Here is a 14,285-nt window from a genome sequence, read left to right as displayed (position 1 = left end):
AGCGTCCTAGCTCCTTGGTGAAACCACAGCGCGCAGAGCACGCGCTGCCTCTTCCGGATTTGCTGCCTCGGTTAGTGCGCGAACCACCACAATGCGCTCCGCGCCAGCGGCGATAACTTCGCCGGCGGTCTCGGCGTTGATACCGCCGATTGCCCACCATGGCTTTACCGGGTCACTTGCGCCGCGGTCGTGCGGGCGCACAATATCGGCCACGGAATCCTGGTGGGACTCCGCTGAACCCTGTGCACGCGCCCTCCGCACGAGTGCCGCAGCTTCACGGACCATCTCGACTCCGACGGGCTGACGGTCGGGCTTCGTCGGGGTGGCATACACCGGACCGATCACCGCGTAATCGATGCCATCGTCGGCAAGCGAGGTGGCGAACATGTCCAGATTTCGGTTGGATCGGCCGATGAGAACCTCGGGGCCAACGATCTGGCGGGCCTGCTCGGTGGTGAGGTCTTCCTGACCCACATGCAGGATGTCTGCGCCGGTCAGCGCGGCAATGTCGGCGCGGTCATTGACGGCGAAGAGCTTGCCGTGTTCAGCGGCGACCTCGGCGAGGGTCTCCACAGCGGCAATCTCGTCGCGGGTGTCGACTTTCTTGTCGCGCAGCTGGATGATGTCGGTGCCGCCTTCGTAACAGGCGTGCAGGAATTCACGCAGATCACCGCGGGATGCGCGCGAGTCGGTGCAGAGGTACAGGCGGGCGTCGGCAAGCAGGGCGCGTCGTGTTGTGCGAGTGGCAGCTGATGAGGCGTTCATGTCCCCATGTTAGGCGAGGTTGAGGATGCGGTGTCGTGACGGAGAGCCCGAAGTCATATGATGGGGGAGTACCACGTTCCGCGGGAGCCGTACTCGGTATCGATGAGATGCCGCTGGCTGAGAGGGCGAATAACGCCGACCGCTTTTACCTGATGCGGGTTATGCCGCCGGAGGGAGGAATGGCAGTGAATGCTGCCGCTATGGGTGCCGCCTCGACAAGTGAGGGCGGCACAGGGGATACGTCGTCAAGCGTTGTTATCGCAGGCGCGGGCATTATCGGCTTGGCGACGGCATGGAGACTACTCCGCCAGGGATTCGATGTGACCGTCCTCGATGCCGAGCCCGTTTCCGGCGCAACCTTCGCCGCGGCTGGCATGCTGGCGCCGGTTGCCGAAGTCGTGTGGGATCAGCCGACGCTGTATCCGCTGATGGTGGAATCGGGCAAGCTCTACCGCGACTTTGCCCTGGCTATCGCCGAGGAATCGGGCCACGATGTCGGCTACATCGAGAATTCCACGTTTGTTTGTGCGGGCGATGCTGCCGACCGGCAGACACTCAGCGAGCTCGTTGAGCTGCAGCATGACATGGGCATGGAGATCAACCGCATCACCGCCACCGAGGCGCGCCGGGCAGAACCGGCACTGGGGCCGGGCTGTGTTGGTGCGGTGGATATTCCGGGAGATCACCAGGTCAATCCGCGTCTGCTCGCAGAGGCGTTGCTGACCATTCTAGGAGACCGCGTCATCCGCACTCGCGTGGAAGAGGTTATCTACGCTTCCGATGCCGACCCCCGCCAAGCCATTGGGCTGCGCGGTACGGACGGAAATGACTACCTCGCCGATGAGGTCGTTTTGGCTGCGGGGCTGAACACCGCCGATATGGCCGGTCTGCCGGAGAATCTGAATCTGCCGCTGCGCCCGGTCTATGGGGATGTGCTGCGTCTGCGGGTGCCGGAGCGCTTGCAGCCGCTGGTCACCCGCACTATTCGCGGTGTGGTTCAGGGGCGTCCGGTTTATATCGTCCCGCGTGCCGACGGCACCGTCGTGCTCGGCGCAACCTCGCGTGAAGATGACCTGACCGGTGTCTCCGCCGAAGGAGTCCACCAGCTACTCCGCGACGCATACCGCCTGGTGCCCGGCATTCTCGACTGCGAAATCTACGAGATGACCGCCCGCGCCCGGCCGGGTTCCCCGGACGATGTCCCCATGATTGGCCGCGTGGCTCCAGGACTGACCGTGTCCACCGGCTACTTCCGTCACGGCATTCTGCTTACGGCCATCGGTTCCAAGCTCACGGCCGATGTCGTCGCAGGTCGAGAAAATGATAACGACCCAGCGCTTCTTTCCGCCGTCGATCCATTCCGCTTCAGCGACTAGAGGAGGCTCGCTTATGTCCACCACAACACTCAATGGCGAAGGCTACACACCGGCTGCGGGGGAGATGGTCGCAGATCTCGTCGCAAAGCACACGGGGCACGCGCTTAACGACGACGGCACCGCCGCGAACGGTACCCGCCTGGGGATTGCAGTAGCCGTGGATGGTGCGGTGATTCCGCGTGCCAAGTGGGCGACCACGCCCGTGGCAGGTGCAATCGACATCGTGACAGCAGTTCAGGGAGGCTAGAGATGACTGAGAAGTCCGCACAGGAAAATATGTCCGCACAAGCAAACGAAACCGGGGCGGCGAGCGAACTGACGCGCGAACTTACACAGGAACCGCTGCGCATTGGTGGGCTGGAATTGAACTCCCGTCTGATTATGGGAACTGGCGGTGCGACCAGTATGGATACGCTGGAGCGCGCGCTGGTGGCTTCGGGCACCGAGCTGACTACGGTGGCGATGCGCCGCTTTACGCCCGGCACGAAGCAGAACGTTTTTGAGATTCTGCAGCGCAACAATATCGCGGCGCTGCCGAATACCGCGGGGTGCTATACCGCTCGTGACGCGGTGTTGACTGCGCAGTTGGCCCGCGAGGCGCTGGAGACCAACCTGCTGAAGCTCGAGGTCATCGCCGACGAGGACACTCTGCTGCCGGACCCGGTCGAGCTGGTCGCCGCTGCGGAGCAGCTGGTGGCTGACGACTTCGTGGTTTTCGCTTACACCAATGACGATCCGGCGCTGGCCAAGCGCCTGGAGGATCTGGGCTGTGCGGCGGTCATGCCGGCGGGCTCTCCGATTGGCACTGGCCTGGGAATTCTCAACCCACACAACATCGAGCTGATTGTTGACCGCGCGAATGTGCCCATCATCCTGGACGCGGGCATCGGCACCGCCTCCGAGGCAGCGCAGGCAATGGAGCTGGGCTGCGATGCGGTGCTGCTGGCATCCGCCGTGACGCGTGCGCATGATCCGGTGGGCATGGCCACGGCGATGCGCTTCGGCGTTGAAGCGGGTCTGACTGCTCGCGAGTCCGGTCGCATTCCACGCCGCCGACTGGCTCAGGCGAGCTCGTCGTTTGAGGGAATCATCACCGAGCGTGTCAGCGGCGCACGCGAGCAGGATTCCCTGTAATGGCTGAGCAGGGTGTCAATCTATCGGATCGCGACCTTCGCCGGTACGCGCGGCATCTAACATTGCCGGGCTTTGGCGCTGAGGGGCAGCGAACTTTGCGAGCTTCCCGCGTCCTCGTCGTCGGAGCTGGTGGCCTCGGATCGCCCGCGTTGTTGTACCTGGCAGGTGCAGGGGTCGGACACATCACCATCATTGACGATGACGTGGTCGACGAGTCCAATCTGCAGCGCCAGGTTATTCACCGCGAGTCTGACATTGGTCGCCCGAAGGCCGAATCCGCCGCCGATGCCGTGCGGCGCCTCGACTCCGAGGCATCGGTGACCGCAATTGTCGACAGGTTGAGCGTCGACAATGCCGAGAAGCTCTTTGCCACTCACGATGTAGTGCTCGACGGCGCGGACAATTTCGCCACCCGCTATCTGTCCTCCGATGCTGCGGAGCTGACCGGAACCCCGCTGGTCTGGGCTACGATTCTGCAGTTCGCCGGGCAGCTGTCCGTCTTCTGGCCAGGCCACGGACCCATGCTTCGCGATCTCTACCCCGACATCCCCGACCCCGGCTCCGTACCGTCGTGCGCCGCAGGTGGTGTCCTCGGCGCAATGGTCGGACAGATTGGCTCCATGATGGTCGTCGAAGCAATCAAGGTGCTCACCGGTGTCGGCAAGGTCGCCGTCGGCAAGCTCGTGCTTATCGACGCTCTGGAGGCAACCACCCGCACACTGTCCTTTGCAGCCGACCCGGAGCGCGAACCCGTTTCCGACCTGACCGAAATTGCGCAGGTGTGCGCAGCATCGTGGTCCGAGGATGAAGAGGACCCGGCGCAGAGCGTGCGCAGCATCGGTCCCAACATGGCGCACGAGCTTCTTGCCAGGGGAGTGCCTCTCATCGATGTACGTGAACCCGATGAGCACGCGGAGGTCGCCATTGCCGGATCGGTGCTTGTACCGCTCGGCGACATTCGCAGCCGTGGGTGGGCTGCTGTGAATGAGGCACTTGCGCAGGCTGACGGTGTCGCAACTGGGGCAGAGGGAGTTCTCATTCACTGCCACTCGGGGGTCCGCTCGCAACAGGCGATTGAGCTGCTGGCCAGCGAGATTGAGGCTGATGGCGCCATACCGGAGCTCATCAATCTGGACGGGGGCATTGTGGCCTGGCAGGCTGCGGGGCAGGAGACCGTCGTAAAGCGTGGCGGAACGCACTAATTAGTGGCTACCGCCACGCGCTGTTGAACAGTGTGCCTACGCCTGCGGCTTCAGCGTTGTCGACCACAACTCGGTGCCACGAGTGGTGAGCAGACGGACGGTCATCTCGCGTGAGTCGCCGTCGATATCGACTTCGCCGAAGTGCTGGAAGTCCTGTGTGGGGTCGGCGTTGGCATTGTCTTTACCCGGTGCGTGGACGTACTCCACCTTCGGCCCGAAGGTCGAATCCATTTCGTTGGGGCCGAATGCGCCCGCGTGGAGAGGACCGGAGACGAATTCCCAGAAGGGTGCGAAGTCGGTGAACTGTGCGCGCTCTGGGCTGTAGTGGTGAGCCGCGGTGTAGTGCACATCGGCGGTGAGCCAGACGACATTTGAAACATCTTTAATGGCGCTGAGCAGGCGGGCGATTTCACGTTCACGTCCTGCAGGTGCACCGGCGGCACCATTGGATACGCTTTCTTGGTCACCATCGTCGCCGTCGGGGACGATGATTCCAAGCGGTAGGTCATTAGCAACAATCTTCCACGTCGCGCGGGAGTCCTTGAGGGAGTCGATTAACCAGTTGGTCTGCTTTTCGCCAAGGATTGGTTCTTCGGTTGTCGAGCGCGGATTATTGGAAGTGTTTTCTCCCTTGTAACTGCGCATATCCAGAATGAATATGTCTAGCAACGGGCCGTAGGAAACCTTGCGGTAGACGCGCCCATCTACAGCCATTTGTTGATCAATTGGCTGCCACTCATGGAAGGCCTGGTAGGCACGCTTGGCCAGGGTGTTGACATCGCGCTCGGTATAGCGATCATCGTCTAGGACTTCGTTGGGGTACCAGTTGTTGACTGTTTCGTGGTCATCCCACTGGACTAGCTGCGGAACCTGCGCATTGAAGGCCAAGTAGTTCTTGTCCATGAGGTTGTAGGAGTACTGGCCACGATACTCTTCGAGGGTTTCAGCAACCTTGGATTTGGCCGGAGTGACATGGTTGCGCCACACAGTGCCGTCGGAAAGCGTGACGGATTCATCCAGCGGACCGTCGGCATAGCAGGTATCGCCTGAGTGAATGAATAGGTCTGGATTGCGCTCCATCATGGTGGAAAAGCCGGTGTATCCACCGATTTCGTCGTTAATTCCCCAACCCTGACCTGCGACATCGCCGGACCAGTGCAGGCGGATGTTGGATGCGCGGTTTGGGGCAGTACGGAAGGTGCCGATAACGGGATCAGAGCAGATTCCAGTATCTGCCTCTTCGAGCGTGACACGATAGAAGATTTCCTGCCCCGGTTCGAGACCGACGACACGTAGACGTCCGGTGCCGTCAGTGTCTGGAGTTAACAGAGAGTTACTGCGGAATACCTTGGCATTCTGGAAGCTCTCAGTTGCAGCAGTTTCAACCACCATATGGGCGGGGCGGTCTGAGCGAGCCCAAATCAATGCGCCGTCGCCGCGGATATCGCCACTTGCAACGCCGTGGGTGAGCTGTGGCCGAGAACGCAGTAACCCTGGGGAGGCCAGTGACGGCGAACCCGGTGTAGCTGAAGCCGCAGCTCTAGAGGCATGAGCGAGCGTGACTGAAGTGGCAAGTGCGGTGGATGCGCCTAAACGTAGAGCGCTGCGACGGGAAAGCTGCATGGAGTCGAACGATAGGTTTTCCACTTTGACGTTCAGTTAAACCAGCGTGAACTCGAAGGAAAAAGTCGCAATTACAGAACAAAGGCTTAGTTATTGAGAATGACTGGGCTTCCTTTTGTAACGTAGATAACCGACTTGGGAGGAATGTGTCTTCCGAGCTGTCTTTTCTGAGACAAACAATCTAGAAGTGAAAGGCGCTGACCCCGATAATGGGATCTACACAAACGCCACAAGTAAAAACGCAAGAAAAGAAGTCGGGCGGTTTTCTTAAGAACCTGCCGACCGACCCGTTGATCTTCACGACGGCGATGGGTTTCATTGTCCTCTTTGTGGCAGTGACCATAGCGCTGGGGGATACCGCTCGGGATGCCTACTCGGCCGCTTCCGATTGGGTTACGTCTAACATGGGCTGGCTGTTCATCGGTGGTGTCTCGGCAAGCTTTATCTTCCTCATCGGCTTGTTTGTGTCCCGCTACGGACGCATCCAGCTTGGCGATGATGACGAAGAGCCCGAATACACCATCGCCGAGTGGTTCGGCATGCTCTTCGCCGGTGGTACTGGCTCCATGCTGATGTTCTGGGGCGTGGCTGAACCGCTCAACCACGCTTACAACCCGCCGTTCGGTCAAGAGCCGATGAGCCGCGAAGCTCAGAACACTGCGATGGCATTTACCATCTACCACCTGGGTATTCACATGTGGGTCATCATGGCGCTGCCGGGGCTCGCGCTGGGGTACTTCATTTACAAGCGTCACCTGCCGCCGCGCGTCTCCTCCATCTTCGCGCCGCTGCTCGGTACCCGCATCTACTCATGGCCGGGCAAGCTTATCGACGCCGTCGCCATCATCGGTACCGTCGTCGGTATCGCGGTATCGGTGGGCATGGGTGCGCTGCAGATTAACTCCGGTGCTGCACGTGTAATCGGTACCCCGGAAAGCTCGATGGTGCAGCTCATTCTGATTGCCATCATTATTGTGATTGCCTCGATTTCCGTGGCCCGCGGTCTGGACAAAGGTATTAAGGTGTTGTCCAATGCGAACATTTGGGCCGCCATGGCATTGATGGTCTTCGTGCTGCTCATGGGCCCGACATTGACGCTGCTGCGCCAGACCGTCGATACGACAGGTGTCTACTTGGATGCGCTGCCTCGCATCATGTTCTGGACTGACTCCTACGACGTCAACCCGAATTGGAAACAGGGCGCCTGGACGGTCTTCTACTGGGCCTGGACAATCTGCTGGTCGCCATTTGTGGGCATGTTCGTCGCCCGTATTTCCCGCGGCCGTACTGTGCGTCAGTTCATTGCCGGTGTGATTGCACTGCCGACAATCGTGTCAATCATGTGGTTCTCTATCTTCGGCCGCGCTGGCTTCGAACTGGAAAATGAGCAGCCGGGCATTCTGACGGAACCAGTCGTCGAAGGAGGGGATCCCTCGCCGGCTCTATTTATCCTGCTGGAGCAGTACCCACTGGCAACCCTTGTCAGTGTGTTTGCGCTCTTTGTGATTATGATCTTCTTCGTCACCTCCATTGACTCCGCTTCGATGGTGATGGACATGATGTCTACCGGTGAGGAAAACAAGGCTCCGACCTTCTACCGCGTGCTGTGGGGCGTCATGATTGGTGCTGTGGCAGCTTCTCTGCTGCTGATTTCTGGTGAAACCGCACTGGAAGCGCTGCAGTCTGCCGTGATTGTTATCGGTGTACCGTTCTTCTTCCTCCACTTTGTGATGATGTACTCCTTGGTCAAAGGCATGAGTGATGACCACATGGCAGTGCGCAAGCCGGTTACCCGCCAGTGGGAGAAGACCGATACTCCAGAGAAGTTGGAGAAGCACGAAGCCGCACCCGCGCCGGGCTACGACGAAGAGGGCAATGAGCTGCCGCGCTTTGAGTACACCCACGATGAAGAGGGACGTCTGGTTATTCAGTCCGATGTGGTCGTTGAAGGCGAGTTTGAGTCTGGCGAAAAGTCGGAATCAGAGAGCCCAGAGGAGTCGGGGACGAAGTCTGAGTCGTAGTAGAGCACGGTCGCAGTAGTGCCCGGCACTTGTGGCCACGCTATTCACCTATCGTTGCGCTGTAGCGTGGCCATCAGTGAGTAGCTCATCGATAGGAGCGAAGGCAAAGGCCGTAGCCAAACAAAAACGCCGCCCGGCGGAAACCATAAGCAGTTTCCGTGGGCGGCGTCGCTGTGTTCGTCGTAAAGCAAGTGTGGCGTTAAGCCGTGATTAGCTTTACTCGTAGGTGCCTCGGAGGTCCTTGTAGTCCTCATCGTGCCAATCCACGTTGGCCTGGTCCTTGGTGGTGACACCGACATCAGGCTGATGCGGGACCTTCGCAATGATGTTGCGGCGGGCGCGGCCGGCGCGGAGCTGGCTTTCGATACGCTCGGCAAGGTTGGCCAGGCCGAAGTTGATGGCAATGAGAATGATCGCCACGACGACCAGCGATGGAATCATGGCGCCGTAGTACTCGCCAAGCTGGCGGCCAGAGCGGACAACCTCGACGTAGCCAATCATGTAACCCAGCGCGGAGTCCTTCAGCGCAATGACCATCTGCGAGATAATCGCCGGCAACATGGCGGCGACGGCCTGCGGCAGCAAAATGGTGACCATCGTCTGGCGGTGGGAGAGACCCAGCGCAATCGCAGCCTCACGCTGGCCCTTCGGCAGCGACTCGATGCCGGAACGCAGCGTCTCGCCAATGACGGAGCCGTTGTACATGGTCAGGCCAAACACAACGGCGGCAAAGCCGAGGTAGTTCGACGGAAACAGCTGCCAAAGCGCGAACACCGAGTAGGCAAACAGCATGAGCACCAGCACCGGAATGGCGCGGAAGAACTCGACAATCACCGAGCACAGCCAGCGCACCGGAGCGACCGGGCTCAACCTACCGACGCCCAGGAGAGCACCAATAACCAGTGCCAACACAATAGAGACGACAGCCGCGACAATGGTGCTGACCAGACCGGGCAGAATGTACGTGGTCCAGGTTGTGGATTCTAGGAAGAACGACCACTTATTCGCCTCGAACTGGCCCTTGTCGGCCAGCTTCATTCCGACCCAGGCGAGGATCGCAACGGTGATTGCAGCCACGATCCAGGTGAGGGTTCGGTTGAAGCGCTGAGCCTTGGGGCCCGGCGCGTCGTAAAGAACTGTTGCGCGAGTAGCCATTAGCGCTTCACCGCCCATCGCTTGCCAGCCCAGCCGAAGAACAGGCCGGTCGGCAGAGTCAGAATAATAAAGCCGACAGCGATGATGCCGAAGATAATCAGGATATCGCTGGCGTAGTTTTCGGTCATGGTCTTCATCAGCAGCGACGCTTCAGCCACACCGATTACCGAGGCAATCGTGGTGTTCTTGGTCAGCGCGATCAGGGTGTTGCCGAGCGGCACGATAGCGCCACGGAACGCCTGCGGGAAGATGATGTAGCGGAAGCTTTGGCCGAAGCTAAGCCCCAGGGAGCGGGCGGCTTCGGCCTGCCCGAACGGCACAGTATTAATACCGGCGCGCAGGGACTCCGCAACGAAGCACGAGGTGTAGGCAACGAAGGCCAACACCGCGAGACGGAAGTTCTGCTTGACAATGAAGGAGTCATTCTCCGCAGCCAGCAGCAGCCCCAAGTTGTAGTAGAGACCCATTGAGGCCAGCAGCACAATCAACGTCAGCGGGGTATTGCGGACAATGTTGATGTACCAAGTTGACAGGGTACGCAGGATTCCCACGGGGCTCACGCGCATAGCGGTGAGAAGCGTGCCAAAAATCAGGGAACCAATTGCCGAAGCAATCGTCAGTTTGATGGTCACCCAGAAAGCCGGAAGCAGTTCCGGCCCCATTTCACTCCATAGTTCTGGATTCATTGTTTGCTCGCACCCCTTCCTACTTCTTCTCTACGAACGACAGATCGCCGATTGCCGGCTTGTCGTCGAGATCGAACTTGTCGCCCAAATGCTTCTTCAGGATCTTCTGAAGCTCACCGGTGTCGTACAGCGACTCCAGCGCCTCATTGATGGCCTCACGGCTGGCATCATCACCCTTGGGCAGGCCGATGCCGTAGTACTCATTGGTCCAGTAGGAACCATCGGGGTTGCGCAGCTCGACCACGCGGAAGTCGTCGCCGAAGCGCTCCTTGTAGCGCTGGGCGAAGCCCGCGAGAATAGTCGCATCGGTGGTCAGAGCATCGACGACACCCTGCTTCACACCTTCCGCGCACGCGGCGTAGGTATCGAACTCCTGCAGCTGCACCTCCGGTAGAGCGTCCTTGACTTTCTGCGCTGGGGTGGAGCCGGATACAGAACACAGGCGAGTGCCCGGGGCGACGTCGTCAAGCCCCTGGATGCCCTCGGAACCGCGCACCAACAGTGCCTGGTGCGTGACCAGGTACGGGCCGGCGAAGTCGACGGCAGCCAGGCGGCCAGCGTTGATGGAGTAGGTGGCGGCGATCATGTTGACCTCGCCGTTGTTAATCAGCGTCTCGCGCTGAGCGGACGGGGTCTCGCGCCACTCCATCTCGGGCACATCCCAACCGTTCTTGTTGGCGATGTACTCAATGACGTAGCGGGAAACATCGTTGTCGACGCCCGCGAACTCACGGTCCGGAGTGCGCTCACCGAGACCCGGCTGGTCATACTTCGTACCCAGCGTCACGTGTCCGGCCTCGATATCGGCCAGCAGGTTTCGGGGTCCGCCGCTACCGCAGGCCGCGAGGCTCATTGTCGTGGCAACAGCTACAACAGCCGCCGCAACTCGCTTGCCGACGACACCTCGGCGGCCCCGGTTGCGACTGCGCCCCCGGCCTCCTCGTAAGAGTGAAAACTTCATAGTGACCAGCCCTGCCTAATGTCCGACGATTTTGGCCAAGAAATCCTTGGCGCGATCGCTCTGCGGGTTGGTGAAGAAGGTCTCCGGGTCGGTGTCTTCGACAATCGCACCGTCGGCCATGAACAGGATGCGGTCGGCCACGCGGCGGGCGAAGCTCATCTCGTGGGTGACGCAGACCATGGTCATGCCGCCCTTGGCCAGGTCGGTCATGACATCGAGGACCTCGTTAATCATTTCCGGGTCGAGTGCCGAGGTGGGCTCGTCGAAAAGCATGACCTTCGGGTCCATAGCCAGGGCGCGTGCGATGGCGACGCGCTGCTGCTGACCGCCGGAGAGCTGCGCCGGATACTTGTCAGCCTGTTCCGCAATGCCGACACGGGCGAGCAGCTTGTCAGCACGTTCGCGAGCCTCGGCCTTAGAGAGCTTGCGGACCTTCATCGGCGCCAGCGTGACGTTGTCCCGAATGGTCATGTGGCTGAAAAGGTTGAACTGCTGGAAAACCATGCCAACCTCAGCGCGCAGGCGGGTGAGTTCCTTGCCCTCTTCGGGAAGAAGCTTGCCGTTGATGCGAATTTCGCCGCTGTCGATGGTTTCCAGGCGGTTGATGGTTCGACACAGTGTGGACTTACCGGAGCCGGAGGGGCCGAGGATGACTACGACCTGACCAGCTGGGATTTCCAGGTTGATATCACGCAAAGCGTGGTAGTCGCCGTAGTACTTATTCACCCCGGCAATCGAAATCATGCTCTGTGGTGTGGATGATTCAGTCATGGGGGAAAGTATAGGTGACTCACCGCACATAACTGTTATCGGTGTTCCTTTTCAGACAGCCGTCCGTGATTGTGGTTTATGTCCCGTGATAGCGGTTTGTTGGCTGATTAGTTCTGAATAGTTACGTGATGGCGCTGCGCAACAGGCTTGCGGCCATGTACGAACCAGTAGAAAACGGCAGCGAGAACCACCACAGCCGCCAGGCCCGCGTACATCTTGTCGAAGCCCACTGCGGTGGCGACCGAACCCAACACGATTGGGCCGAGGCCGATGCCCGCGTCGACAAGCAACAGCAGCGTCGAGATGCCGGTGCCGAGCTTGTGTGCCGGGGCTAGGTGTACAGAGATCGTCTGGCAGGCCGGCATCAGAGTGCCGTAGCCCAGGCCGCAGAGCGCACCGGCGACAATGACGTGCCAGTCAGCGCTAGCGAAAGATAGAACCAGCAGCGAGATAGTGAAGCACACCAGGCCAATCGCAATTACTGGGTTGTCTCCACGGCGATCCTGCAGACGTCCCAGCGAGAAACGCGCCGCCATCATCGCCACCGCATAGGCGATGAAGAAGAAGCTGGCGCCCTTAGTCAGGCCGCCCAGCTGCGAATATCGGTTCAGGAACGTAATCACGCCCGCGTACGCCAAGCCAATGAGCAGCATGAACAGGCCAATCGGAACGACGCTCGGTGTCATGATGTCATCGAAGGAAAACGCGCGCTTCGTCTCGCTTGCCGACGAATCCTCGGTGGCCTCGGCCTTGTCTGCCACGGTGGTGGGCTCGGTGTGTTGTGGGAGGACTAGCGCCAGCACCAGACCTATAACGGACAGGCCGAGGGCGGTGGCGAAGAGGACGCTGTAGCCGACCGAGCCAATGAGAGCCAGGCCAAGAGCTGGACCAATGGCCGTGGCCAGAGTGGTGCCGAGTGATATGTAGCCGGTGCCCTCTGCACGTCGCGAAGCGGGAATGGCGGTCTGGGCGGCGGCCATCACGGCGGTGGAGGCGAAAGCGTAGGTCAGGCCGTGGATGATGCGGATCGTAATTAAGATCGGCAGGGAAGCGGCCCAAATATAGGCGGCGCAGGCTGCAACGATGACAGTGAGCGAGCCGAGCATGATTTTGCGACCACCGAAGGTGTCCACCAAGTAGCCCGAGAAGAGGCGAGCGATGGTGGCACCGACAACGAAAGAACTGGCGGCGAAGCCACCGGCGGCGTCGGAGGCGGAGAAGCGCTGGACGGCGTAGAGCGCCATGACCGTGATTGAAAGGTAGAACACCAGGTACATGCTGAAGTTAATCAGCCAGCTGATTATGAAGGCGGGGGAGAAGAGCTTGTCTTGTCCGCGCTGCTCGTCCTGCTCGTTCTGTTTGTGCCTGGTCTGTGTGGTCGTATGCGTTGTCATGCTGAAAGTACGGTCTCTTTTCTCGTTTGAAAACAATCGTGGAATTAGTGCTGTGGCAAAACTGCTTTCCGGTATTTGTATCGTGCAAAAATGCAGTTAGGGGTCGAATTATAACAATTGGTTTGTATGATGCAAATGCATTCCCGTGGGATTAACTCTGTCCGCGGCACGCTAGAATAGGTGAGGAATTAAGCAAACAGATACATCTCGCAGACCCACTAACGGGCCGAAATAAGGCGACATAAGGACTGACTGCCACCGTGCGAAACGACGACCTGGCCGCGCTCGTTTACGAGAACATGCTGCTGTCCCGGGTGAGTTCCAGCGGCTACCGACCACACCGCAAGGACATCCTGTTAGATCGCTCCGCCGCGGCACTGCTAGCGCGACTGGAAGCGCAGCCGGATATGACAGTCGCGGAGCTCTCCGATGCACTGGGGTTGGACATTTCTACAGTGCACCGCCAACTGGCCGCCGCTATGCGCCAGGGGTATATCGCGAAGAGGTCTGCGCCGTCGTCAAGCGCCAAAGTGCATAGCGCAACTGATAAGGGATTGGAGTTGCTGCACCGGGAGATTGAGGCGCGTAAGAAAACCGTCGATGACATCACTTGCGACTGGGAGGACGCGGAGCTCGCAGAGTTCGTGCGATTGATGCGCAAATTCAACGAAGGCGTGGAAGAAATGCGTGGTCACCCATGGCCTAGATAACCGCGGATGCCGGGGTCATGGAATACTTGAGGGCGTGGCTGAGAAAAAGAAGATTGCAAACGTCCTTGCTAACCGATACGCCTCTGCGACTCTGGCGGAGTTGTGGAGCCCTGAGTACAAGATCATCCTCGAGCGCAAGCTCTGGATTGCAGTTTTGAAGGCCCAGGTCGCCCGCGGAATTGAGGTTCCGGAGGGCACTATCGAGGCGTATGAAAAGGTCATCGACCAAGTTGACCTCGACTCCATTGCCGCCCGTGAGCGTATTACTCGCCACGATGTGAAGGCCCGCATTGAAGAGTTCTGTGAACTGGCTGGCACCGAGCACATTCACAAGGGAATGACCTCACGAGACCTGACTGAAAACGTCGAGCAGCTGCAGGTTCTGCAGTCGCTGAAGGTCGTGCGTGACAAGGCCGTTGCCGTTGCCGCCCGCACTGCCGAGAAGGCCTCCGAGTACCAGTCGCTGGTCATGGCGGGTCGTTCCCAC

Annotated in this window: 14 protein-coding genes and 1 riboswitch; of the genes, 7 read left to right on the top strand and 7 right to left on the bottom strand. The window is 59.8% G+C overall.

The annotated features are described in order from the left end of the window. Positions 1 to 6: 6 nt before the first annotated feature. Positions 7 to 765, bottom strand: coding sequence for a thiamine phosphate synthase (locus ADB02_RS03555; RefSeq protein WP_049189686.1), 759 nt, complete (start codon positions 763 to 765; stop codon positions 7 to 9). Between the two features lie 70 nt (positions 766 to 835). Next, positions 836 to 958: riboswitch (TPP riboswitch) on the top strand. 7 nt (positions 959 to 965) lie between these two features. Between ADB02_RS03555 and thiO the strand changes: the two genes are divergently transcribed. From thiO to ADB02_RS03535, 4 genes are read left to right on the top strand one after another with little or no spacing between them, the layout of a single operon-like run. After that, positions 966 to 2,141: a glycine oxidase ThiO gene (gene thiO / locus ADB02_RS03550; protein ID WP_065421710.1), complete on the top strand. Its 1,176-nt coding sequence runs from the start codon at positions 966 to 968 to the stop codon at positions 2,139 to 2,141. Positions 2,142 to 2,154: 13 nt separating this feature from the next. Further along, positions 2,155 to 2,388, top strand: coding sequence for a sulfur carrier protein ThiS (thiS, locus tag ADB02_RS03545; RefSeq protein ID WP_049189685.1), 234 nt, complete (start codon positions 2,155 to 2,157; stop codon positions 2,386 to 2,388). Positions 2,389 to 2,390: 2 nt separating this feature from the next. Continuing rightward, positions 2,391 to 3,275: a thiazole synthase gene (locus ADB02_RS03540; protein ID WP_206540532.1), complete on the top strand. Its 885-nt coding sequence runs from the start codon at positions 2,391 to 2,393 to the stop codon at positions 3,273 to 3,275. Beyond that, on the top strand, positions 3,275 to 4,477 hold the full coding sequence (locus ADB02_RS03535; protein ID WP_049189684.1) for a ThiF family adenylyltransferase: 1,203 nt from the start codon (positions 3,275 to 3,277) through the stop codon (positions 4,475 to 4,477). The genes ADB02_RS03540 and ADB02_RS03535 overlap by 1 nt, the downstream gene beginning before the upstream one ends. A 36-nt stretch (positions 4,478 to 4,513) precedes the next feature. Here the strand turns inward: ADB02_RS03535 and ADB02_RS03530 are convergent, their stop codons facing one another. Next, positions 4,514 to 6,100, bottom strand: a complete 1,587-nt coding sequence (locus tag ADB02_RS03530) for an alkaline phosphatase D family protein (protein ID WP_016421418.1) — start codon at positions 6,098 to 6,100, stop codon at positions 4,514 to 4,516. A gap of 209 nt (positions 6,101 to 6,309) precedes the next feature. Here ADB02_RS03530 and ADB02_RS03525 point away from each other — a divergent pair, with 209 nt between their 5' ends. Next, positions 6,310 to 8,121: a BCCT family transporter gene (locus ADB02_RS03525; protein WP_049189683.1), complete on the top strand. Its 1,812-nt coding sequence runs from the start codon at positions 6,310 to 6,312 to the stop codon at positions 8,119 to 8,121. Between the two features lie 216 nt (positions 8,122 to 8,337). Here ADB02_RS03525 and ADB02_RS03520 read toward each other — a convergent pair whose 3' ends face one another. The 5 genes from ADB02_RS03520 to ADB02_RS03500 form a co-directional block, all read right to left on the bottom strand. Next, positions 8,338 to 9,276 carry an amino acid ABC transporter permease gene (locus ADB02_RS03520; RefSeq protein ID WP_016421416.1) on the bottom strand — a complete coding sequence of 313 codons (939 nt, stop codon included), beginning with the start codon at positions 9,274 to 9,276 and terminating at the stop codon, positions 8,338 to 8,340. Then, entirely contained in the window at positions 9,276 to 9,962 is a 687-nt protein-coding gene (locus tag ADB02_RS03515) for an amino acid ABC transporter permease (RefSeq protein WP_048733083.1), read from the bottom strand. Before ADB02_RS03515 ends, ADB02_RS03520 begins: the two co-directional genes overlap by 1 nt. 19 nt (positions 9,963 to 9,981) lie before the next feature. Further along, positions 9,982 to 10,923: a glutamate ABC transporter substrate-binding protein gene (locus tag ADB02_RS03510; protein ID WP_049189682.1), complete on the bottom strand. Its 942-nt coding sequence runs from the start codon at positions 10,921 to 10,923 to the stop codon at positions 9,982 to 9,984. A gap of 15 nt (positions 10,924 to 10,938) precedes the next feature. Then, positions 10,939 to 11,667, bottom strand: a complete 729-nt coding sequence (locus tag ADB02_RS03505; protein WP_048760510.1) for an amino acid ABC transporter ATP-binding protein — start codon at positions 11,665 to 11,667, stop codon at positions 10,939 to 10,941. 134 nt (positions 11,668 to 11,801) lie between these two features. Then, complete coding sequence (locus ADB02_RS03500; protein WP_049189681.1) at positions 11,802 to 13,088, bottom strand: MFS transporter; 1,287 nt, start codon at positions 13,086 to 13,088, stop codon at positions 11,802 to 11,804. A gap of 260 nt (positions 13,089 to 13,348) precedes the next feature. Here ADB02_RS03500 and ADB02_RS03495 point away from each other — a divergent pair, with 260 nt between their 5' ends. Together ADB02_RS03495 and ADB02_RS03490 are read left to right on the top strand one after the other, a co-directional pair. Then, the gene (locus tag ADB02_RS03495) at positions 13,349 to 13,798 is read left to right on the top strand and encodes a MarR family winged helix-turn-helix transcriptional regulator (RefSeq protein ID WP_016421411.1); all 450 of its coding nucleotides are present in this window, start codon (positions 13,349 to 13,351) and stop codon (positions 13,796 to 13,798) included. 34 nt (positions 13,799 to 13,832) lie between these two features. Continuing rightward, positions 13,833 to 14,285: lyase family protein (locus tag ADB02_RS03490; RefSeq protein ID WP_049189680.1), on the top strand; the 453-nt coding region annotated here is incomplete at its 3' end.

It is taken from the genome of Corynebacterium sp. 212_CJEI, assembly GCF_001055915.1.
Lineage (GTDB): Bacteria > Actinomycetota > Actinomycetes > Mycobacteriales > Mycobacteriaceae > Corynebacterium > Corynebacterium jeikeium_D.
This window is presented reverse-complemented; position numbering and strand designations above follow the sequence as displayed.

Excerpts from the sequence above, each read along its gene's own strand:
- ADB02_RS03505 (WP_048760510.1), bottom strand. The coding sequence starts at position 11,667 with ATGATTTCGATTGCCGGGGTGAATAAGTACTACGGCGACTACCACGCT.
- thiO (WP_065421710.1), top strand. The coding sequence starts at position 966 with ATGGGTGCCGCCTCGACAAGTGAGGGCGGCACAGGGGATACGTCGTCA.
- ADB02_RS03525 (WP_049189683.1), top strand. The coding sequence starts at position 6,310 with ATGGGATCTACACAAACGCCACAAGTAAAAACGCAAGAAAAGAAGTCG.
- ADB02_RS03540 (WP_206540532.1), top strand. The coding sequence starts at position 2,391 with ATGACTGAGAAGTCCGCACAGGAAAATATGTCCGCACAAGCAAACGAA.
- ADB02_RS03530 (WP_016421418.1), bottom strand. The coding sequence starts at position 6,100 with ATGCAGCTTTCCCGTCGCAGCGCTCTACGTTTAGGCGCATCCACCGCA.
- ADB02_RS03555 (WP_049189686.1), bottom strand. The coding sequence starts at position 765 with ATGAACGCCTCATCAGCTGCCACTCGCACAACACGACGCGCCCTGCTT.
- ADB02_RS03510 (WP_049189682.1), bottom strand. The coding sequence starts at position 10,923 with ATGAAGTTTTCACTCTTACGAGGAGGCCGGGGGCGCAGTCGCAACCGG.
- ADB02_RS03500 (WP_049189681.1), bottom strand. The coding sequence starts at position 13,088 with ATGACAACGCATACGACCACACAGACCAGGCACAAACAGAACGAGCAG.
- ADB02_RS03535 (WP_049189684.1), top strand. The coding sequence starts at position 3,275 with ATGGCTGAGCAGGGTGTCAATCTATCGGATCGCGACCTTCGCCGGTAC.
- ADB02_RS03515 (WP_048733083.1), bottom strand. The coding sequence starts at position 9,962 with ATGAATCCAGAACTATGGAGTGAAATGGGGCCGGAACTGCTTCCGGCT.
- thiS (WP_049189685.1), top strand. The coding sequence starts at position 2,155 with ATGTCCACCACAACACTCAATGGCGAAGGCTACACACCGGCTGCGGGG.
- ADB02_RS03520 (WP_016421416.1), bottom strand. The coding sequence starts at position 9,276 with ATGGCTACTCGCGCAACAGTTCTTTACGACGCGCCGGGCCCCAAGGCT.